Annotated in this window: 15 protein-coding genes and 2 pseudogenes; 11 read left to right on the top strand and 6 right to left on the bottom strand. The window is 69.0% G+C overall.

Annotated features, from left to right (window positions below):
• Nucleotides 1-231 precede the first annotated feature (231 nt).
• Entirely contained in the window at nucleotides 232-1,035 is an 804-nt protein-coding gene (lexA, locus tag PV419_RS32760; RefSeq protein WP_319695128.1) for a transcriptional repressor LexA, read from the bottom strand.
• 431 nt (nucleotides 1,036-1,466) lie between these two features.
• Here lexA and nrdR point away from each other — a divergent pair, with 431 nt between their 5' ends.
• The 3 genes from nrdR (at nucleotide 1,467) to PV419_RS32745 (ending at nucleotide 5,800) form a co-directional block, all read left to right on the top strand.
• Entirely contained in the window at nucleotides 1,467-1,988 is a 522-nt protein-coding gene (gene nrdR / locus PV419_RS32755; protein ID WP_319695127.1) for a transcriptional regulator NrdR, read from the top strand.
• A gap of 112 nt (nucleotides 1,989-2,100) precedes the next feature.
• Nucleotides 2,101-4,974: a vitamin B12-dependent ribonucleotide reductase gene (locus PV419_RS32750; protein ID WP_319695125.1), complete on the top strand. Its 2,874-nt coding sequence runs from the start codon at nucleotides 2,101-2,103 to the stop codon at nucleotides 4,972-4,974.
• Between the two features lie 220 nt (nucleotides 4,975-5,194).
• The gene (locus PV419_RS32745) at nucleotides 5,195-5,800 is read left to right on the top strand and encodes a YdbC family protein (protein WP_319695124.1); all 606 of its coding nucleotides are present in this window, start codon (nucleotides 5,195-5,197) and stop codon (nucleotides 5,798-5,800) included.
• A 149-nt stretch (nucleotides 5,801-5,949) separates the two neighbouring features.
• On the opposite strand, the pseudogene PV419_RS53450 reads toward PV419_RS32745, so the two are convergent.
• Both PV419_RS53450 and PV419_RS53445 read right to left on the bottom strand, forming a co-directional pair.
• Nucleotides 5,950-6,027 (bottom strand): annotated as a pseudogene (locus tag PV419_RS53450) (TetR family transcriptional regulator); the annotation flags it as partial.
• A 128-nt stretch (nucleotides 6,028-6,155) separates the two neighbouring features.
• A pseudogene (locus PV419_RS53445) lies at nucleotides 6,156-6,401 on the bottom strand (hypothetical protein); the annotation flags it as partial.
• On the opposite strand from PV419_RS53445, the gene PV419_RS32735 reads away from it, so the two are divergent.
• The 4 genes from PV419_RS32735 (at nucleotide 6,312) to PV419_RS32720 (ending at nucleotide 9,500) form a co-directional block, all read left to right on the top strand.
• Nucleotides 6,312-6,986 carry a histidine phosphatase family protein gene (locus PV419_RS32735; protein ID WP_319695122.1) on the top strand — a complete coding sequence of 225 codons (675 nt, stop codon included), beginning with the start codon at nucleotides 6,312-6,314 and terminating at the stop codon, nucleotides 6,984-6,986. The pseudogene PV419_RS53445 and the gene PV419_RS32735 overlap by 90 nt on opposite strands.
• Complete coding sequence (locus PV419_RS32730) at nucleotides 6,983-7,873, top strand: ADP-ribosylglycohydrolase family protein (RefSeq protein ID WP_319695120.1); 891 nt, start codon at nucleotides 6,983-6,985, stop codon at nucleotides 7,871-7,873. Before PV419_RS32735 ends, PV419_RS32730 begins: the two co-directional genes overlap by 4 nt.
• 205 nt (nucleotides 7,874-8,078) lie before the next feature.
• Complete coding sequence (locus PV419_RS32725; RefSeq protein WP_319695119.1) at nucleotides 8,079-8,780, top strand: ribonuclease HII; 702 nt, start codon at nucleotides 8,079-8,081, stop codon at nucleotides 8,778-8,780.
• A 60-nt stretch (nucleotides 8,781-8,840) separates the two neighbouring features.
• Nucleotides 8,841-9,500 carry a hypothetical protein gene (locus tag PV419_RS32720; protein ID WP_319695118.1) on the top strand — a complete coding sequence of 220 codons (660 nt, stop codon included), beginning with the start codon at nucleotides 8,841-8,843 and terminating at the stop codon, nucleotides 9,498-9,500.
• 12 nt (nucleotides 9,501-9,512) lie between these two features.
• Here PV419_RS32720 and PV419_RS32715 read toward each other — a convergent pair whose 3' ends face one another.
• Together PV419_RS32715 and PV419_RS32710 are read right to left on the bottom strand one after the other, a co-directional pair.
• The gene (locus PV419_RS32715) at nucleotides 9,513-10,136 is read right to left on the bottom strand and encodes a hypothetical protein (protein ID WP_415925422.1); all 624 of its coding nucleotides are present in this window, start codon (nucleotides 10,134-10,136) and stop codon (nucleotides 9,513-9,515) included.
• A 220-nt stretch (nucleotides 10,137-10,356) separates the two neighbouring features.
• Nucleotides 10,357-12,186, bottom strand: coding sequence for a helicase-related protein (locus PV419_RS32710; protein ID WP_319695116.1), 1,830 nt, complete (start codon nucleotides 12,184-12,186; stop codon nucleotides 10,357-10,359).
• A gap of 589 nt (nucleotides 12,187-12,775) precedes the next feature.
• Between PV419_RS32710 and PV419_RS32705 the strand changes: the two genes are divergently transcribed.
• Nucleotides 12,776-13,417 (top strand): hypothetical protein, encoded by a 642-nt coding sequence (locus tag PV419_RS32705; RefSeq protein ID WP_319695115.1) that lies wholly within the window; start codon nucleotides 12,776-12,778, stop codon nucleotides 13,415-13,417.
• 259 nt (nucleotides 13,418-13,676) lie between these two features.
• Nucleotides 13,677-15,836, top strand: coding sequence for a RecQ family ATP-dependent DNA helicase (locus PV419_RS32700; RefSeq protein WP_319695113.1), 2,160 nt, complete (start codon nucleotides 13,677-13,679; stop codon nucleotides 15,834-15,836).
• 42 nt (nucleotides 15,837-15,878) lie between these two features.
• Here PV419_RS32700 and PV419_RS32695 read toward each other — a convergent pair whose 3' ends face one another.
• On the bottom strand, nucleotides 15,879-17,318 hold the full coding sequence (locus PV419_RS32695; RefSeq protein WP_319695111.1) for a hypothetical protein: 1,440 nt from the start codon (nucleotides 17,316-17,318) through the stop codon (nucleotides 15,879-15,881).
• Between the two features lie 119 nt (nucleotides 17,319-17,437).
• On the opposite strand from PV419_RS32695, the gene PV419_RS32690 reads away from it, so the two are divergent.
• Nucleotides 17,438-17,914: a recombinase family protein gene (locus tag PV419_RS32690; RefSeq protein WP_319695109.1), complete on the top strand. Its 477-nt coding sequence runs from the start codon at nucleotides 17,438-17,440 to the stop codon at nucleotides 17,912-17,914.
• Between the two features lie 259 nt (nucleotides 17,915-18,173).
• On the top strand, nucleotides 18,174-20,315 hold the full coding sequence (locus PV419_RS32685; RefSeq protein ID WP_319695107.1) for an N-6 DNA methylase: 2,142 nt from the start codon (nucleotides 18,174-18,176) through the stop codon (nucleotides 20,313-20,315).
• Nucleotides 20,316-20,348: the final 33 nt, after the last annotated feature.

Here is a 20,348-nt window from a genome sequence, read left to right as displayed (position 1 = left end):
ACGCCACCAACACCGACCAACGTCAGGTGAACTGGCACTTCACCACCCACGACGCACGCATCAAACTGCGCCACCCCTATCCCAAACATTAGCCGCGACGGTCTACTGAGCCAGGTCTTGAGGGAGCGCGGACACAGCAGGGCCCCGGAACCGGCGCAGAGGTTCCGGGGCCCGGTCGCTGGGCGCGGAGAGTCAGCGCGCCTGGACCTGCCGAGCTCAGACCCGTCGAGCTCAGACCCGGCGCAGCACCGCGACCACCTTGCCCAGGATGGTCGCCTCGTCGCCCGGGATCGGCTGGTACGCGGAGTTGTGCGGGAGCAGCCACACATGGCCGTCCTCACGCTTGAAGCGCTTGACCGTGGCCTCTCCGTCGAGCATGGCGGCGACGATGTCACCGTTCTCGGCGACGGGCTGGCGGCGCACCGTCACCCAGTCGCCGTCGCAGATGGCGGCCTCGATCATGGAGTCGCCGACCACTTTCAGGACGAAGAGCTCACCATCTCCGACGAGCTGTCGGGGGAGCGGAAAGACGTCCTCGACCGACTCCTCGGCGAGGATGGGGCCACCGGCCGCGATCCGGCCGACGAGGGGAACGTACGAGGCGGCGGGCTTGCCGGTGGTGTCGGCGGGCTGGGTGCTGGGCTGGTCGGAGCCGCGCACCTCATACGCCCGGGGCCGGTGCGGGTCGCGCCGCAGGAAGCCCTTGCGCTCCAGCGCCATGAGCTGATGGGCGACGGACGAGGTGCTGGAGAGGCCCACCGCCTGACCGATCTCACGCATGGACGGCGGGTAGCCGCGCCGCTGCACAGAGTCGCGAATGACTTCGATGACCCGGCGCTGCCGGTCGGTCAGCCCGGAGCTGTCCGCCCGGATCCCTGGAGGCCGGCCGGGTAGGGAGCGCGTGGGCTTCTGCCCCTCCGGGTTCGTGACTGCGTCATTCATCGCGTGGCCCTGGTTCATCGCATGCGTGTGTTCGAGTCGGCTCTGGGAGCGCTCCTGGGTGGTGATGGTGGCGCTCTCTGTGGTGGTGGTCACGACGGCCCCTCTCGAGATGTTCTCCCTAGTAGGGCAACGGTAGTTGCTTTCGAAAGGTTGCGCCAAACACACGTTCGAGTGAAATTTCGCAGATGAGCTGACGTGATCACAGGATTGGGTGTATGAGGCGGTTGATTCGATGGTCGGCTGGGCGGCGTCCAGTGTGACACCCTCACCCCCGTGGCGCGGGGACCGGTGGGCTTCGCGTAGTCTCGTGCCTGCTCGCGGATCGGGACACGCCGCTGCTGCGGTTGAGTGCCGAGCACCACATCTAGTGGTTTGATGGATGCCAGCCGCCCACAGGTTGTGGTCCCCGGTCATTTATGGCCGAGCGCTTCGCCTATGCTTGTGGCAGCTTCGAAAGGCCCGCGAGGGCCGGTCGAAGCATGTCAGCCATGCGCCGTTCTTGAGGGTGAGGAGGGTACGGAGTCATGCACTGCCCCTTCTGTAGGCACCCCGACAGTCGAGTCGTCGACAGCCGGACCACAGACGACGGTTGTTCGATTCGCAGGCGTCGGCAGTGCCCCGACTGCTCGCGCCGCTTCACGACCGTGGAGACCGCGTCACTGATGGTGATCAAGCGGAGCGGGGTCACCGAGCCCTTCAGTCGCGACAAGGTCATCTCCGGGGTGCGCAAGGCGTGCCAGGGCCGCCCGGTCACCGAGGACGCCCTCGCCAAGCTCGGCCAGCAGGTGGAAGAAGCCGTGCGGGCCACCGGCAGCGCGGAGCTGTCCACTCATGACGTGGGGCTGGCCATACTCGGCCCGCTCCAGGAGCTCGACCTGGTCGCGTACCTCCGCTTCGCCTCCGTCTACCGCGCCTTCGACTCCCTCGAAGACTTCGAGGCCGCGGTCACGGAGCTGCGCAACCAGCAACGGCCTCCCGCGAACGACCGCGGGCCCGGCGCCGACGGGGCCGCGGAGGTCCCCGCGTCCGCCGCCGCCGCCGACTGAGTCGCGGCGGTCAAGGCTTGCCGGGGCGGGATGTCCCCGGATGAACGACATACACCGTGCCACGGGAAGAAAAGGGCACATCAGGGCGTTTTCGCCCGTACAGGGAGGCGGAATGACAGAGACGACGAGCGGCCCCGCGCGAGGCTCCCGCTCCAAGGGAAGCAAGGCGGCCAAGGGTCTGCGCATCGAGCGCGTCCACACCACGCCCGGCGTGCATCCGTACGACGAGGTGGTCTGGGAGCGCCGTGACGTCGTCATGACCAACTGGCGCGACGGGTCGATCAACTTCGAACAGCGTGGCGTCGAGTTCCCCGACTACTGGTCGGTGAACGCGGTCAACATCGTCACGAGCAAGTACTTCCGTGGCGCGGTCGGTTCTCCGGAGCGCGAGTCGAGCCTGAAGCAGCTCATCGACCGGGTGGTGCGCACCTACCGCCAGGCCGGCGAGGACAACGGCTACTTCGCCTCCCCCGCAGACGCCGAGATCTTCGATCACGAGCTCACCTACGCCCTGCTGCACCAGGTCTTCAGCTTCAACTCGCCGGTGTGGTTCAACGTCGGCACCAAGCAGCCGCAGCAGGTCAGCGCCTGCTTCATCCTCTCCGTCGACGACTCCATGGAGTCGATCCTCGACTGGTACAAGGAAGAGGGGATGATCTTCAAGGGTGGCTCCGGCGCCGGCCTGAACCTCTCCCGCATCCGCTCCTCCAAGGAGCTGCTCTCCTCCGGCGGTAACGCCTCCGGCCCGGTCTCCTTCATGCGCGGCGCCGACGCCTCCGCCGGAACGATCAAGTCGGGCGGCGCTACCCGCCGGGCCGCCAAGATGGTCGTTCTCGATGTCGACCACCCGGACGTCGAGGCCTTCATCGAGACCAAGGTGAAGGAGGAGGAGAAGATCCGCGCCCTGCGCGACGCGGGCTTCGACATGGACCTGGGCGGCGACGACATCACGTCCGTCCAGTACCAGAACGCCAACAACTCGGTCCGGGTGAACGACACGTTCATGAAGGCCGTGGAGTCCGGCTCAAAGTTCGGTCTGCGCGCCCGTATGAGCGGCGAGATCCTCGAAGAGGTCGACGCCAAGTCGCTTTTCCGCAAGTTGGCCGAGGCGGCCTGGGCCTGTGCCGACCCGGGCATTCAGTACGACGACACGATCAACCACTGGCACACCTCGCCGGAGACGGGCCGGATCACCGCCTCCAACCCCTGCAGCGAGTACATGCACCTGGACAACTCCTCGTGCAACCTGGCCTCGCTCAATCTGATGAAGTTCCTCGACGACGATGACGCGGGCCACCAGCGCTTCGACGCCGAGCGCTTCGCCAAGGTCGTCGAGCTCGTCATCACCGCGATGGACATCTCCATCTGTTTCGCGGACTTCCCGACCCAGAAGATCGGCGAGACCACCCGCGCCTTCCGTCAGCTGGGCATCGGCTACGCCAACCTCGGCGCTCTGCTGATGGCCACCGGCCACGCCTACGACAGCGACGGCGGCCGGGCCCTGGCCGGGGCCATCACCTCGCTGATGACCGGCACGTCCTACCGGCGCTCCGCCGAACTGGCCGCGGTCGTCGGCCCGTACGACGGCTATGCCCGCAACGCCGACGCCCACAAGCGCGTCATGAGGCAGCACTCGGACGCCAACGCCGCCGCCAAGCGCACGGACGACCTGGACACGCCGGTGTGGGCCGCGGCCACCGAGGCCTGGCAGGACGTGATCCGCCTCGGCGAGAAGAACGGCTACCGCAACGCCCAGGCGTCGGTGCTCGCGCCGACCGGCACCATCGGCCTGATGATGGACTGCGACACCACGGGCGTCGAGCCGGACCTGGCCCTGGTCAAGTTCAAGAAGCTCGTCGGCGGCGGCTCGATGCAGATCGTGAACAACACGGTCCCGAAGGCGCTGAAGCGGCTCGGCTATCAGCCTGAGCAGGTCGAGGCGATCGTCGCCCACATCGCCGAGCACGGCAACGTCATCGACGCGCCGGGGCTCAAGCCCGAGCACTACGAGGTGTTCGACTGCGCGATGGGCGAGCGCTCCATCTCGCCGATGGGCCATGTGCGCATGATGGCCGCGGCCCAGCCCTTCCTCTCGGGCGCGATCTCCAAGACGGTCAACATGCCGGAGTCGGCCACCGTCGAGGAGATCGAGGAGATCTACTTCGAGGGTTGGAAGCTGGGCCTGAAGGCTCTGGCGATCTACCGCGACAACTGCAAGGTCGGCCAGCCGCTCTCGGCCAAGAAGAAGGAGGAGAAGGCCGCCGAGCAGACCAAGCCCGAGGCCGAGAAGGTCATCGAGTACCGCCCGGTCCGCAAGCGCCTCCCCAAGGGCCGTCCCGGCATCACGACCTCCTTCACGGTGGGTGGCGCCGAGGGCTACATGACGGCGAACTCCTACCCGGACGACGGCCTCGGCGAGGTCTTCCTGAAGATGTCGAAGCAGGGCTCGACCCTTGCGGGCATGATGGACGCCTTCTCGATCGCCGTCTCGGTCGGCCTGCAGTACGGGGTGCCGCTGGAGACCTACGTCTCGAAGTTCACCAACATGCGCTTCGAGCCGGCCGGGATGACGGACGACCCGGACGTGCGGATGGCACAGTCGATCGTCGACTACATCTTCCGTCGGCTGGCGCTGGACTTCCTGCCGTTCGAGACCCGGTCGGCGCTCGGCATCCACTCCGCGGAGGAGCGTCAGCGCCACCTGGAGACCGGTTCGTACGAGCAGTCCATCGACGACGCCGAGATGGACGTCGAGGGCCTGGCACAGTCGGCCCCGCGCCATGTGGACGTCCCGCAGGCCGCCACCTCCAAGCCGCGGGCCGTCGCCCCGGCGCCGAAGCAGGCCCACAGCTCCACGGAGCTTGCCGAGATCCAGTTCGGGTTGAACGCCGACGCGCCGCTGTGCTTCTCCTGCGGGACGAAGATGCGCCGGGCGGGCAGCTGCTACCTGTGCGAGGGCTGCGGCTCGACCAGCGGCTGCAGCTGATCACCGGCCCCTCGCGGGCGAACCGCTGAGGCGGGGTGCGGGCCTTCGGTCCGTGCCCCGCCTTTGTCGCTCCGAGGGGTGTGCTCGGTCGCTCCGGGGGTGCGCGCGGGGCGTACGGGCGCGCGGAAGCTCGAACGTGCTGTCGCCGGGCGACCCCCATGCGTAGCCGGACTCCTTCAGTCCGTGATGCGGGCCACCTTCGGGGCCGTACGATGGCGCGGTGCTGGTCAAGTGGATTCGCTGCACCGTGGTGGACCGCCGCGGTTTCGAGCGGGGGCAGCGGAAGTGGGCGGGGTTGCTCGGCGAACCGGGATTCCGGGGGCAGGGTGGCGGCTGGAGCCGGGGGCGGCCGAACGTGGCGCATATCTTCGCGTTCTGGGAGAGCAGAGCGTTCTACGACTCCTTCATGGCGCGTTCGCACGACCGGTTGGCGGCCGCGCAGTCGGGCACGTACCGAGACATGCAGGTGCGGCTGTTCGAGCACCGTTTCGATGTGAAGGTGGGCTTCCAGCCGCGGTTCACGGACGCGGATGTGGTGCGGGTGGCGCACTGCCGGGTGCACACGGACCGGGTGGAGCACTTCACGCTGGTGCAGGAGAAGGTGTGGAATCCGGCGATGGCCGGGTCGCCGGGGATGTTGCGTGGGGTGTTCGGGGAGGCTCCCGGCAGTGAGTTCCTGGTGCTGTCGATGTGGAATTCAGCCGCCGAGCACGGCAAGTACCGCGTGGAGCGGGTGGAACGGCTCGCCTTGCGCGCGCAGACCGAGGCGGACGTGGCGGCGATCACGGGCGATGTCGTGGGGGTCGAGTCCTCCTGGACGGTGTGAGGCGGGACCGGGGCCGCGAAAGATCTTACGGCCCGGGCTCGGGACGCCGGGGCGTACGCGCCCGCCCGGACGGCGGCGGCGACCGCCACGGCGCACCGGTCGGCCGGCGTCCGGTCGATGGGCTCGCGGGTGATGAACACCCGGAAGAACAGCGCGGCGGAGACGGCCCGCACGACCGTCGCGGCGTCGGTGCCCGCCGGGGCCTCGCCGCGGTCGGCGGCCCGCACGACCACGGACGCGCGGCGGGAGAACCGCTCGGCGTAGTCCAGATGTCCTCGCCGGCCAGGTCGAGGGCGTCGGCGAGCAGCTCTTCGATGCCGCTCCACCTGCGGTACAGGGTCATCTTGTGGACGCCGGAGTGCTCGGCGACGTATTCGACGGTCAGCCCCGGACAGCCGTGCTCGGCGAGACCGGTGAGGGCGCTCTCGGCCGGCCAGCGCCGCCGCCCCGCCGGTTCAGCGGTCGCCAGTGCGAGATACGTGAGGGCAGGCCGGTGGCCTAGGGTGGCCGCATGGCACGACCCCGGCGCATCGTTCTCGTACGGCACGGCGAATCGGAGGGGAACGTTGATGACACGGTGTACGAGCGGGTGCCCGACCATGCCCTGAGGCTGACGGAGACCGGGCGGCGGCAGTCCGTTGAGGCGGGGAAGCGGCTGCGCTCGATATTCGCCGACGAGCGGGTCTCGGTCTATCTCTCGCCGTACCGACGCACCCACCAGACCCTGGAGCTCCTCGGCCTCGACGCGTCGCGCACCCGCGTCAGGGAGGAGCCGCGGCTGCGCGAGCAGGACTGGGGAAACTGGCAGGACCGGGAGGATGTCCGCAAGCAGAAGGCCTACCGCGACGCCTATGGGCACTTCTTCTACCGCTTCGCCCAGGGCGAGTCGGGCGCCGACGTCTACGACCGGGTGGACGCCTTCCTGGAGAGCCTGTGGCGCAGCTTCGAGGACCCCGCCCACCCGCCGAACGTCCTGCTGGTGACCCACGGGCTGACCATGCGGCTGTTCTGCATGCGGTGGCTGCACTGGACCGTCGCGGAGTTCGAGTCGCTGTCCAACCCGGGCAACGGCGAGACGAGGGCCCTGCTGCTCGGCCCCGACGGGCGGTACCACCTCGACCGGCCCTTCGAGCACTGGTGTGCCCCCGAGCCCTACGGCCTTACCAGTTGGAGTGCGCGGCGATGACCGGAGACCGATTCCACCGGGCCCTGCGGAGCCTGCGCGGGCTGGCCGTGGGCGACGCCCTCGGCTCCCAGTTCTTCGTACCCGCCAACTATCCGCTGCTGGGGCGGCGCGAGCTGCCGCCCGGCCCTTGGCAGTGGACCGATGACACCGAGATGGCCGGCTCCGTGCTGGCCGTCCTGGTCGCCCACGGCCGTATCGACCAGGACGTGCTCGCCCACTCCTTCGCCGATCACCATGACTTCGACCGCGGCTACGGGCCCGCGGTGAACCGGATGCTCAGGCTGATCAGACAGGGCGGCGACTGGCGGGAACTGGCCGCGGGCCTGTTCGAGGGGCAGGGCTCGTGGGGCAACGGCGCCGCGATGCGGATCGCGCCGCTGGGCGCCTGGTACGCGGACGACCCGGAGCAGGCCACCCACCAGGCGGAGATCTCCGCGTACACCACGCACCAGCACCGGGAAGCCGTGGCGGGGGCGATGGCGGTGGCCGCGGCGGCGGCGCTGGCCGCCGACCCGGCGGGCGTCGGCGGGCCGGACGCCCTGCTGGACCAGGTGATCTCGCTCGTCCCGCGCAGCGCCGTCCAGGCAGGGCTGCGCCGCGCCCGCGACATGCTCGACTACGCGGACGCGGGGACCGTCGCGGCGGTGCTCGGCTGTGGCCGCCGCACCAGCGCGCACGACACCGTGCCGTTCGCCCTGTGGTCGGCAGCTCGGCACCTCGGCGCCTTCGAGGAGGCTTTCTGGACGACCGCGCAGGTGGGCGGGGACGTGGACACCAACTGCGCCATCGTCGGGGGCGTGATCGCGGCCGCAGCGGCCGGGGCGCCGCCGGGCGAGTGGCAGGACAGCACAGAGCCGCTCCCGGGCTGGGTCCCGGCCGCGGGCTGACACGCACTGACACGCGCTGACACGTGAGTGACACGGAGTGCCGCCGGGACGCTCCCCGGCGAGCGGATCGGCGCCGCGCGGCGCCGTAGAACCGGCCACCGGCGGTGTCGTGTTGAAGGGGGCGGTCCGCAAGGGGCGGGCGCGGGGCCGCCAGGCGGAACCCGGTGCACAAGCGGTGCCCGGGCGGCGTAATGTGGTCCTCGCCATGGCCTACCAACCGCCCACTCACCGCGTCGAGCGCTCGCTCCGCGCCACCACAGGAGCCAAGATCGTCGTCGGAATCGACGAGGTCGGGCGCGGGGCCTGGGCCGGCCCGGTGACGGTCTGCGCGGCGGTCACCGGCCTGCGGCGACCGCCGACCGGGCTCACCGACTCCAAGCTGCTGAGCCCCAAGAAGCGCACAGTGCTCGCCCAGGAGTTGGAGACGTGGGTCACCTCGTACGCCCTTGGCCATGCCTCTTCCGAGGAGATCGACGCGCTGGGGATGACGGCGGCCCTCCGGCTCGCCGCCACCCGCGCGCTCGACGCACTGCCCGTGCGCCCCGACGCGGTGATACTCGACGGGAAGCATGACTATCTGGGCGAGCCCTGGAAGGTCCGTACGGTCATCAAGGGCGACCAGTCCTGCGTGGCCGTCGCCGCGGCCTCGGTCATCGCCAAGGTCCGGCGGGACACACTGATGACCGAACTGGGAGCCGCCCACGCGGACTTCCGCTTCGGCGACAACGCGGGGTATCCGTCGCCCGTGCACCGTGCCGCCCTGCTGGAGCTGGGCCCCACCCCCTACCACCGGCTGTCCTGGGCTTATCTGGACGGGTTGCCCCGCTGGCGGCACCTCAAGCGGGTCCGCAGTGTCCCTGGACCAGCCGATGCGGAGGATTGCGGTCAACTCGGCTTCGACTTCTGAACGGTTTTTTTGACCCACCCGCCGATGCGACTCGCACCGGCGTTTGATAGACATCAGCCCATGCCTCTCATCCCCGAGGAGCCTCAGATTCACGAGAGTGTCCCGGGTCCTCGCGCGACACCGGCCGCAGGCCGCACCGCGCCGACCCCTCGTCCTGTCCCTGGCCCCGGCCCCCGGCCCGTCCCACGGCGGCCCGGCAGCCCCGGTCCCAACCGCGGTTCCGCCGCGACCCCCTCGGCCCCGTCACAGCGCACCACGGGTGACGCGGCGAAGCTCGGCCCGCCCGCCGCCGCGGCCAAGCTCGCGCCGCCCGCCGCTTCCGCGACGTCGACCGGTCCGCAGATCCAGCTGATCCCCGCCTCGCCGGAGGGGGCCCTGGACGCGGCGGACGAGGCCGTGGACCTGCTGCTGGACTCCGGCCGGGCGCCGGGCGACATCCTGGTGCTGACCACCGGGGAACAGCATCCGTGGGCGGCGCATGAGCTCTCCTTCGGCGACGCGTCGTACTGGGCGCAGCAGGACGCCGGTGACGACGTCTTCTACGCCGCCACCGCTGCCGGTCGCGCCACGGCCCGCCCGGTCGTGGTCGTCGCGGTCAACGGGGGAGCCGACGACGCTGTCGCCCGCGCGCTGCCGGAGGCGACGCGTCGTGCCGGAACGCTGCTGATCGTCTGCGGAGACCCCGAGCGGATCAACGCCCTCATCACCGTGGGCGTCTGATCGCGGCGCCGCTCACACGGCCGCGGAGCGGCGCAGCGCCTCGCGCGCTTCGCCGCGGGGGCGCGACACCGCAGCCGTGACGCTGTCACCGGTGGCGGTGCCGAAGCCGAGGCCGCTGTGGCGGGAGGCGGAGTGCGGCCGACGGCCGCCCCGCCCCTCGCCCAGCACCTGCCAGCCCGCCCGGGTCAGCGTGATGTAGGCACCGCAGCGCAGCCCGTGCAAGGTGCAGGCATCGCGCAGGCCCCACATCCAGGCGCCGTCCTCCTCCGTCCACTGGCTCTCGCCGTCCCGGCAGTAGAGCAGGACGGCGGTACGGACCGGGGTGCGGCGCCGCAGATCATGCGGGATGACCCGGCGCAGCTGGGCCAGGAGCGCGTTTCGGAACTCCCAGCCGTCGGCGGCCCAGGAGCGGCGCCGGGTGAACGAGGCGCTGGCCGCCAGCCGTTCCTCCGGATCGAGGACCGCGACGACGGCCGTCGAGGGTGTGGGCAGATGGCGGCTGTGCAGTCCGGTGACCACGTCGCGCGGATTGCGCAGTAGCGGGATGCCGGCGGCGGCCCACTCGGCGGGCTCGAGCATCCGGCCCAGCCCGGAAACGTGATCGGTGGCCGGCGGCGGAGCGAAGCCGAAGGTCACGGTCCTCCCTTCGTCTGCGCGCCCACGGTCCGTGCGAAGGGCCGGGCATGGGCGCACGCCACGACACGGCTCCGGCGCACCACGGGCGGACCGGAAGCGGGGAACTGCTTCAATTCTTGCGGTCGTACAGGCGCGCGGCAACGAGCAATTGGCGCGCCTGACCGGTTTGCGACGGTCCGCCGTCAATATTCCCGTGAGCCGCTCTCACCTGCGGCGGCGGTCATCCCTGCACCGCGAGGACCAGCGGGAAGACCGCCCCCGCACCGGCCCGGCGGAGCAGCCGGGCGGCCACGGCCAGCGTCCAGCCGGTGTCCGCCATGTCGTCGACGAGGAGCACCGGCCCCGAGGCCCGCTGGAGCGCCTCGGCCAGCCCAGGCGGCACCGTCAGCGCCCCGTGAAGTGCCCGCAGCCGCTGGGCGCTGTTGGTGCGCGGCACCCGGGTGTCGGCCCCCGAGTCGAGGTAGGAGACCGCGCCGAGTAGGGGCATCCGGCCGACGGAGGCGATCCGCTCGCCCAGCGTCTGGATCAGCCGCGGCCGGGTGCGCGAGGCCACCGTGACCACGCCGACCGGCCGGGCCGGGGCGTCCGGGGCCCCCGATGCCCAGCCGCCGGGTCCCTTGGCCCAGTCGGCGAGCACCGTCACCACGGCGTCCGCCACATCGCCCGGAACCGGCTCGTCCGGGCTGTGCGGGGCGAACAGCGGCCGCAGCCGGTTTCCCCAGCCGATGTCGGAGAGACGGCCGAGCGCCCGCCCGGGGGCGGCCTGCTCGCCCGCCGGGATCCGGCCCTTGAGGTCGACGCCGACCGCGGGCAGGCCGGTCGGCCACATCCGGCGCGGCTCCACCTCGACACCGGGGCGCCCCAACTCGCCGCGCGCCGCCTCCAGCGACGCCGCGGACACCTCGGCGGTGAACCGGGCCCCCGCACAGTTGTCGCAGCGCCCGCACGGCGCCGCCGCCTCGTCGTCCAGCTGCCGCCGCAGGAACTCCATCCGGCAGCCGGCCGCCGAGGCGTAGTCCCGCATCGCCTGCTGCTCCGACTCCCGCTGCCGCGCCACCCATGCGTAGCGCTCCGCGTCATACGTCCAGGGCTGCCCCGTCGCGGTCCAGCCGCCGCGCACCCGCCGCACCGCACCGTCCACGTCGAGCACCTTGAGCATGGTCTCCAGGCGTGAGCGGCGCAGGTCGACCTGCGGCTCGAGCGCGGGCAGGGACACCGGACGGCCCGCCGCCGCCAGCACCTCGAGTGTGCGGCGTACCTGCTCCTCCGCGGGGAAGGCGAGCGAGGCGAAATACCGCCAGATGGCCTCGTCCTCGCGGCCCGGCAGCAGCAGCACCTCGGCGTGCTCCACGCCACGCCCGGCGCGCCCGACCTGCTGGTAGTAGGCGATGGGAGAGGAGGGCGAGCCCAGGTGCACCACAAAGCCCAGATCCGGCTTGTCGAAGCCCATGCCCAGCGCGGACGTGGCCACCAGGGCCTTGACCCGGTTTCCCAGCAGGTCCTCCTCGGCCTGCTGACGGTCGGCGTTCTCCGTCTTGCCGGTGTAGGAGGTGACGGTGTGGCCGCGCTGCCGCAGGAACGCGGTCACCTCCTCGGCCGCGGCGACCGTGAGGGTGTAAATGATCCCTGACCCCGGGAGCTCGGGGAGGTGGTCGGCGAGCCAGGCCAGCCGGTGCGCGGCGTCCGGCAGCCGCAGCACGCCCAGGCTCAGGCTCTCCCGGTCCAGCGGCCCGCGCAGCACCAGCGCCCGCGAGCCGTCCGCGCCGGCGCCGCCCGTCTCCGGCCCGCCCGTGCCCAGCTGGTCGGCGACGTCCGCGGTCACCCGGGCGTTCGCGGTCGCGGTCGTGGCCAGCACGGGCACGCCCGGCGGCAGGTCGGCGAGCATGGTGCGCAGCCTGCGGTAGTCGGGGCGGAAGTCATGGCCCCAGTCGGAGATGCAGTGTGCCTCGTCGACGACCAGCAGGCCGGTGGCCGCGGAGAGCTTGGGCAGCACCTGGTCCCGGAAGTCGGGATTGTTCAGCCGCTCGGGGCTACGGAACGGGGAAGGCATTCAAATTCCAGGCGGACTTGGAGCCCTGACCTGCATAAACGTGCTGTGCGAGGGGTGTCAGGGTCGAGTAGGCGACCCTGGCCGTTCTCGATCTATGCGTGGCCGTTCCCCCTTCGCGGGCATCGGCTGTCGTACCTTGCAGGTTGATCACCGCGCAACGGAGCCACAGCGATGCGCCACGTCCGTTGTCCTCTTGAGGGGCGCGACGCCGAACAGATCGAGCCCGGCCACGCCAATCGCGCTCCGACCGTTGAAGACCGACAGGCTGAGCGAGACGGCTCTCATGCGTCTCTTCGACGTTGATTTCATGGCGGCGTCTTGGTAGTTTGTGGCCGCTATGCTGGACCGGGCTCAAGTGCCGGGCGTGACGGCAAACTGCCTCAATGACCATGCGAACGAATGCGTAGTTCGGTCGATACGTCGATTTGCGGGCGACTTCCATTAACTTGTGACAACACGGACGCGTAAGCGCGTTCTGTTGCTGTTTCTGAGACATCCGGAGAGGCAGGCAGTGGTCTATTCATTCATCGCACACACGAGCCCGGGGCGCAGCAGGGTATTCGCTATTTGTAAGGGCTACCCCGATCGCTTGGAGGCGGTCACCACGCTGGGGGCAGTTGATCTCCATCTGACGGAGGAGTTCGTCGGAGGCCTTAATGGTTTTCTGGCCGACCGGGATGATGCAGTTCTGCAAGCGGTGCTGGATCGTGTTCCAGAGCCAGTGGCTATGGCGGCACGACAGTACCTGAAGGAAAATACTGCCCCGGAGCTCGGTGCTTTCACGGAATGTGGGCCAGTTGAGGTCGTCCGTGAGGCCGTCTACTTCAGCCGGATTGACGATGAGCTTGAAGAATATCTCGATGGCGCTTACATGATCGGGCTCGGCATCCGTATGTCGAACGAACGCAGCAGCGATGGCGTCATCGGCTGGGTGCTCCAATTGCGCAGCGACGAGGTCTCCGTGCCGGCCAGTTCTGAGCCGCGCACGTGGGCCCTGCCCGCAGGAGCACTGCTTTTGCGGACTTGGACGAGCGAGCAGCCGCTTGCCGGCCTCGGTCCCGTTCGTGGTGCGCTCGAGGTAGCAGAGGCTGCAAGTGCAGAGGGGCGCTGGGTCAGGGTTCACACGCTGCTTCACAGCAACCAGGATGTCGACTTCGAAGGAAACGGTACCTCGGAGTTCGTTGTCGATGTTTTCGATGCGCCAATCCCCTCGTCAGAAGTGGAAGCATAGGCGGAAGGCCCTGCTGCGTCGTGTGTGACGGAGCGAGGCCACCTCCTCTTCGCTCCTTGTGTGGACGCACCCGGAGCCGGTCCGTACAGGGGGAGGCGGCGATCTGCCGCCGAACGCCTCTCTCGCGTCCTCCTTGACGTATCGGGGTAGCGCTGCCCTCGGCGCCGGTGCCCGCTTGTTGGTGCCCGACTGACATATGTCGGACCGTGCGTGCTGGGTGGATTCGCCGATTGTCAGTGGGATCGGGTTGCATGGAGGCATGGACAACGTGGAGCTCCGTGCTGAAGCCGATGCCATCCTCGCTGAGCTCGTCGGTGCCTCGGTGGGTTCGGCGCGGCTGCGGGAGGATCAGTGGCAGGCGGTGGCGGCTCTGGTGGAGGAGCGCCGGCGGGCACTGGTGGTGCAGCGGACCGGCTGGGGTAAGTCCGCGGTGTACTTCGTGGCCACAGCTCTGTTGCGCAGGCGCGGCGCCGGTCCGACGGTGATCATTTCGCCGCTGCTGGCGTTGATGCGTAACCAGGTCGAGGCGGCGGAGCGGGCCGAGATCCGGGCGCGCACGATCAACTCGGCCAACCCGGAGGAGTGGGACGCCATCTACGGGGAGGTCGAGCGCGGTGAGACCGATGTTCTCCTCGTGAGTCCGGAACGCCTCAACTCCGTGGATTTCCGCGATCAGGTGCTGCCCAAGCTCGCGGCCACGACCGGTCTGCTCGTGGTCGATGAGGCGCACTGCATCTCCGACTGGGGCCACGATTTCCGGCCCGACTACCGTCGGTTGCGCACGATGCTGGCGGAGCTGCCGGAGGGTGTGCCGGTCCTGGCCACGACGGCGACTGCGAACGCGCGGGTGACCGCGGACGTGGCCGAGCAGCTGGGTACAGGCGGTGGGCATGCTCTGGTTCTGCGGGGGCCGCTGGACCGGGAGAGTCTTCGGTTGGGGGTGCTGGAGTTGCCGGATGCGGCGCATCGGTTGGCGTGGCTGGGGGAGCGGCTGGGGGATCTGCGCGGTTCGGGGATCATTTACACGCTGACGGTGGCGGCGGCGGAGGAGGTCGCGGCGTTCCTGCGGCAGCGTGGGTATCCGGTGGCTTCCTACACAGGGAAGACGGAGAACGCCGGCCGGTTGCAGGCGGAGGAGGATCTGCTGGCAAACCGGGTGAAGGCGCTGGTGGCGACCTCGGCGCTGGGGATGGGTTTCGACAAGCCGGATCTGGGGTTCGTGGTGCACCTGGGGTCGCCCTCGTCGCCGATCGCGTATTACCAGCAGGTGGGGCGTGCGGGGCGGGGCGTCGATCATGCGGATGTGCTGCTGTTGCCGGGGCGGGAGGACGAGGCGATCTGGGCGTATTTCGCTTCGGTGGGCTTCCCGCCCGAGGAACAGGTCCGGCGGACGCTGGCGATGCTGGAGGAGGCGGGTCGTCCGTTGTCGCTGCCGGCGCTGGAGCCGTGGGTGGATCTTCGGCGTTCGCGACTGGAGACGATGCTGAAGGTTCTGGACGTCGACGGGGCGGTCAAGCGTGTGAAGGGGGGCTGGACCGCGACGGGACAGCCGTGGGCGTACGACGCGGAGCGGTATGCGTGGGTGGCCCGGCAGCGGGAGGCGGAGCAGCAGGCCATGCGGGACTACGTGGCGACCACGGGGTGCCGGATGGAGTTCTTGCAGCGGCAACTCGACGACGAGAAGGCGGCACGGTGCGGCCGCTGCGACAACTGTGCCGGGCCGTGGCTGGAGGCGGCTGTGTCACCCTCAGCCCTCGCGGCGGCGACGGGGGAGCTGGACCGGCCGGGGGTCGAGATCGAGCCGCGCAAGATGTGGCCGACCGGGCTCGCCGCGGTCGGCATGGACCTCAAGGGCAGAATTCCCGCAGGTCAGCAAGCGGTCACCGGTCGTGCGCTGGGAAGACTGTCGGATATCGGTTGGGGTAACCGACTGCGGCCGATCCTGGCGGCGCAGGCGGAGGACGGGCCGGTCCCGGACGACGTGCTGAACGCCGTCGTGACGGTGCTGGCGGACTGGGCCCGCTCGCCGGGTGGCTGGGCCAGCGGCTCCCCTGACGCGGTGGCGCGGCCAGTGGGGATTGTCGCCATGCCCTCCCGCACGCGCCCGCAGCTGGTCGCCTCACTGGCCGGGGGCCTGGCCCGGGTCGGCAGGCTCCCACTGCTGGGCAGCCTGGCATACACTCCGCAGGCCGACGAGCATGCGGCGCACCGCAGCAACTCCGCCCAGCGGCTGCGTGCCCTGGCCGCCTCGTTCACCGTGCCCGACGAACTCACCGCCGCCCTGGCCGACACCCCCGGCCCGGTCCTGCTCGTCGACGACTACACCGAATCCGGCTGGACCCTTGCCGTAGGCGCACGCCTGCTGCGCCAGGCCGGAGCCGACCAAGTGCTCCCGCTCGTCCTTGCGTTGGCCGGGTAGGAACAACAACTCTGTTGGCCCTGGCGCAGGCAAACCAAGGATCTACTGCTCGGAGTCAGGACCGAAGAGCGATTCTTGCCTGTACACCTTGTGTGCGTACGAATTGTCTTTGGAGGTTCGAGTCCGATTGCGTTTTTGCCGGTCGCGGACAGACTCGCCACTGTCTTCCTCGGCGACGAGGACATTCTGACCTTCACTGACGCGACGCTTGACCATCGACCACAATTGCTCTCGCGTGGTGCCGACAGTGCCGACCAGTCCCTCCTTTACCAGTTCGACAAATTGCGCTCCTACAAGGTGACGTTCGACTCGGTCGTAGCCCAGCAGTCGAGCCTGACTTCCTTTCTGGGGGCCGAGTGTGCAGTCGTTTTCAAGCAGCATGCGCACGTAGGAAACCGGAAGATACATTCCGTGGGCGAGCCCCTCGACTGGATACTTGTACGTATCCTCGGGCCAGTAGGCGAGCTTGACGAAGCACGGGTCGCCTCCCAGACGCCATTCATGCGGTTGCGTGGGCGGGCTGTTCAGCTGCGCCACCTTTTCGAGTCGATCAAGCTGGCTTCGCAGCCGTTCGTCGACCCGTATCTCTCGCCTGCGTGGATCTAGCCGCTTGTATTGAACGAGTGTGAAGCTTTTGGTGGGCACGTGATAGTAGATCATGTCCGTCCCGGTCCGGGATTCCAGCGGAAGGGCATTGACGTTGGTCACCTCGAGTCGCCGTCCACTCGAATCCCAAAGCACGTTGATGTCGCATCTGGCCCCGCTCCCGTTGACCCAGTCACTGTCCAGGCCGAACGCTTGTCCCGCGACACGTACATCGTGATCGATCAGACTGTTTTCCGAGGGCTGCGGGATGATGCCTGCGGTGTAGGGCGCTTCGCGGGATACGGGACGCTTCCAGGCATTTAGCGAAGGTAGGGGGAACTTGCTGATCCGCACGATGCTCCGGAGCGCATCTTGCTGTTCTTGCCAAGCGCGATCTGCTTCGTCACGACTATCCAATGCGGGAGGATTGGCCTGAGCGAGTAACCAGTCGATCAGCGGGACGAGACGGGGAAACCTCGTACGGAGCCCTGCCTCAAGCGCCTGCCAGACCTCACCGCTGCACCATCTGGCGGTGCCGATGAGACTTGCCTGCTCGAACTCGTTCCGCAAGTCGGCGTCCAACAGAGTGAGAAGGCCGTCCTCCCCATCGATGGGCACATCCTCCATGCACTCACGCAGGGGATCGATGGTGACACTCTTGTCGACAGTGCCGGGTGTGTTGTGACGGGCCACACTACCCATCCAGATTAGCCTTCGGGATCGCCGGTCGACGCTGCTCTCCGTGTCTTCGCTGATCACCAGGGCCATTGGCGGGCCAATATTCGGCCCAACTGGCTGATCTTGCGCGGCGAGGACCTTGGTCAGGCGGAGCTGCAAGCGCAGTCGATCATGGATCTTCTTCATCTGCCTCGCTGGCAGCGTCACGATGTAGGCCACGGTCGAAGTCTAGTGCGAATGATCATTCTACGAGCCAGCTTGTCTCATCCCGGTGCTGCCACAAGCCGGCCTGCTTGGCGCGTCCTTCAAAAACGTATCTGTGTAATCGGAGGAACTACGTGCAAGAATCTCACGTGGCGGCGCGGCTGCGGTCGGGCTGGCGGACATTGCGGGCTGTGGACTATTTGCGTGTGTCGACAGAGGAGCAGGCCAAGGGGTACGGAATCGCGTACTCGGGCAAGAAGGCGGCCGGGTACATCAGCCAGAAGGGCTGGGAGCACGTCGGCACTTTCGTCGATGAGGGTATCCCCGGAGCTTTGGAGTCACGCCAACGCCCGCATCTGCGGCGACTGATGGAGCGAGCGTGGGCGGTCCCGCGGCCTTTCGACATCGTCGTCGTGAACGAGGGCCGTGCCGTCGGCCGTACTGGGCGTGCCTTTTGGACGTGGGTCTGGGAACTCCAGGAGATCGGCATCTTCGTTGCCGTGGTCAAACGGGACTACGAGAACAGCACTCCCCAGGGGGGAGCAGCATGCGCAAGGACGCCGATTACACCGAGCGACTGCCGCCCATCTCGCGCTCGAACCGGAGCTTGAGTCGCGCGGCCGGCTGGATCGTCGAGCACCCCGGGCGGGGCGGAGGTCTTCGAGGACACCTGGCGCAGCACATGCTGGTCGAGACTGCGGCCAGAGGCTCCTCAAGGCGTAGTGCTCCCCGAGTCGGCGCCCGATGCCTCCCCTGATCGCCTCTTCTGCGCCCGTGTAGGGGGGCAGGAGGCGAATAACGCCGTGATCGACGATATGTCTGTGAACTCAGTCAATGATTGACCTGCTGTAGGGTGGCTGAGATACGGTGATGGCATCCAGTGCCGGTCCGTCCGAAAATCGCCCCCGCTCGGAGAAGCGCATGCCAGACCCCATTGACGCGCCCGTCACTCTCGCGGGAATCGCGCGCATCGCGGGTGTGGGTCGAGCGGCGGTAAGTAACTGGCGGCGCCGCCACGACTCGTTCCCAACACCGGTCGGCGGAACGGACGCCAGCCCGCAGTTCTCCCTGGCCGACGTCGAACGATGGCTGTACGCCCATGGAAAGATTGAGCGGATCGGGCTGCGCGAGCGGCTGTGGCCGCACTATGAGGCGCTGGGCGAACGTGCGGTCATGGGTACGGCACTCGCGGAAGTCGGCCGCCGCCTTCTCGCCGCGGAGGGCGCGGAGGGCGCGGACCAGACCGTGCCCGAGCAGTCCTCCCTTCCGGAAGAGGCCGTCCGTGTGGTGGACGAGACGATCGATGCCGCACGCCATGAAGGAGGCCGCGCGACCTTCGACTTCCTGCTTTCACGTTGGCTCGACGCCCATGTGCGGCAGGTCAGCACCACTCCGGCCCCACTCGCTCGGCTGATGGCGGACATCGCTCTGACTGTCAGGGCCGGAGGACCAGGGGGCACGGATGCGCGGATTACCGTCCTCGACCCCGCATGTGGCGTTGGTGGGCTGCTCCTGGCCGCCGATGAGGGCATGAGGGAGCGTGGGGCCAAGGCCAATTCCACGGCTCCAGCGCTCCTCGGGACCGACCTCGACCCGGTGCTTGCTGCGCTGGCAACCGCCCGGCTGGGCTTTACCCGCGCAGACGTGGGAGGGGTGGGCACGGAGATCAGGGCGGGAGATTCGCTCCGCACAGACCCGCACGGTGTCGTGCGGGCCGACGTCGTCCTGTGCAACCCCCCATTCAACGCGCGCGACTGGGGTCATGAGGAACTGGCCACCGACCCCCGCTGGATCTACGGCCTGCCACCAAGGACAGAGCCCGAACTCGCTTGGGTCGAGCATGCGCTGGCCCGCCTGGCGCCCGGCGGTGTCGCCGTACTCCTGTTGCCACCGGCGGTGGCTTCCCGGCGTGCGGGCAGGCGCATCCGCAGGGCGTTGCTGCGCACGGGCGCGCTGCGGGGAGTCGTCGCGTTGCCAGCCGGAGCTGCGCAACCGCATAGCGTCTCACTCCAGTTGTGGATTCTCAGGGCGCCCGCCTCCGACGGCGGGACGGCTCCGGGTGAGCGGCTGTTCCTGCTCGACGCGGCGACCTCGCAGGGCACGGGCCGGGGAGCTCAGGGTATCGACTGGCCACGGCTGAGCGGTCAGGTCCTCGACGCGGTACAGGCCCACTCCTGGTCCGAGGGCCAGCAGGCGGGAGCGGGTGAGCGGCTACCCGAAGGGTGCGTCAGCGTCCCCGTGATGGACCTGCTCGACGAGCAGACGGATCTCACGCCCGCACGTTACGTGCCGGAGACAGCCCTGGAGGCCCAGGTAAAGCTCCACGAATCCTGGGGGCGCCTGGATGGTTTGCTCGACGAGGTGCGCGGTCATTCCCGTACCCTCGCCACGATCGACCTGTCGGGGGGCGGCGATGCCGCATCTACGGTTATGGTCTCGGACCTGGACCGCGCCCACGCGCTCAAGCTGCGGCAGGGGCAGACGCTTCCAGGCGAGCTCCTGCACGGCGATGCACTTCCGCACGGTGCAGTGCCAGTCCTGAGCGTTCCCGACCTGGTACTGGGAGGGGGGCCGGGCGGCTGGCTTGCCGGGGCCGTGGTGGAGAAGGGTGCCAGAACCGGCGCGCTCACCGTAGCCGAGCCCGGGGACGTTGTCGTGGTGGGTGTCGAACGGGCCTATCACGTATGGGTCCAGGTGGACACGCCTCTGGTGCTCGGGCCTCAGCTATACGCGCTGCACCCGGACCCCGAACTGCTCGACGCCTGGTTTCTCGCGGGCTGCCTGCGAGCTCCGGCCAACGCGCGGCAGGCCGGCTCCCACACCTCCAGTTCGGCCCGCATCGACGTACGTAAATTGCAGGTACTCCAGCTTTCTCTCACCGAACAGCGGCCTTACGCGGCGGCCTTCAGGGAACTGCTTGCACTGGAGGAGTCACTTCGCTCCCTTGCGGCGGTGGGCGAGGGCCTTGTCCGGGGCCTCGGGGACGGGCTCGCGGCGGGAAGGCTGCACTGATCGCCCGGTGAGCCTGCCGGTCCGGCATCATCG

This window comes from Streptomyces sp. ME19-01-6 (assembly GCF_033793745.1).
Taxonomy (GTDB): Bacteria; Actinomycetota; Actinomycetes; order Streptomycetales; family Streptomycetaceae; genus Streptomyces.
Note: the sequence above shows the minus strand (reverse complement) of the source record. Positions and strands in the feature narration are given on the sequence as shown.

Excerpts from the sequence above, each read along its gene's own strand:
- PV419_RS32750 (WP_319695125.1), top strand. The coding sequence starts at position 2,101 with ATGACAGAGACGACGAGCGGCCCCGCGCGAGGCTCCCGCTCCAAGGGA.
- PV419_RS32735 (WP_319695122.1), top strand. The coding sequence starts at position 6,312 with ATGGCACGACCCCGGCGCATCGTTCTCGTACGGCACGGCGAATCGGAG.
- PV419_RS32730 (WP_319695120.1), top strand. The coding sequence starts at position 6,983 with ATGACCGGAGACCGATTCCACCGGGCCCTGCGGAGCCTGCGCGGGCTG.
- PV419_RS32725 (WP_319695119.1), top strand. The coding sequence starts at position 8,079 with ATGGCCTACCAACCGCCCACTCACCGCGTCGAGCGCTCGCTCCGCGCC.
- PV419_RS32685 (WP_319695107.1), top strand. The coding sequence starts at position 18,174 with ATGGCATCCAGTGCCGGTCCGTCCGAAAATCGCCCCCGCTCGGAGAAG.
- PV419_RS32720 (WP_319695118.1), top strand. The coding sequence starts at position 8,841 with ATGCCTCTCATCCCCGAGGAGCCTCAGATTCACGAGAGTGTCCCGGGT.
- PV419_RS32700 (WP_319695113.1), top strand. The coding sequence starts at position 13,677 with ATGGACAACGTGGAGCTCCGTGCTGAAGCCGATGCCATCCTCGCTGAG.
- PV419_RS32710 (WP_319695116.1), bottom strand. The coding sequence starts at position 12,186 with ATGCCTTCCCCGTTCCGTAGCCCCGAGCGGCTGAACAATCCCGACTTC.
- nrdR (WP_319695127.1), top strand. The coding sequence starts at position 1,467 with ATGCACTGCCCCTTCTGTAGGCACCCCGACAGTCGAGTCGTCGACAGC.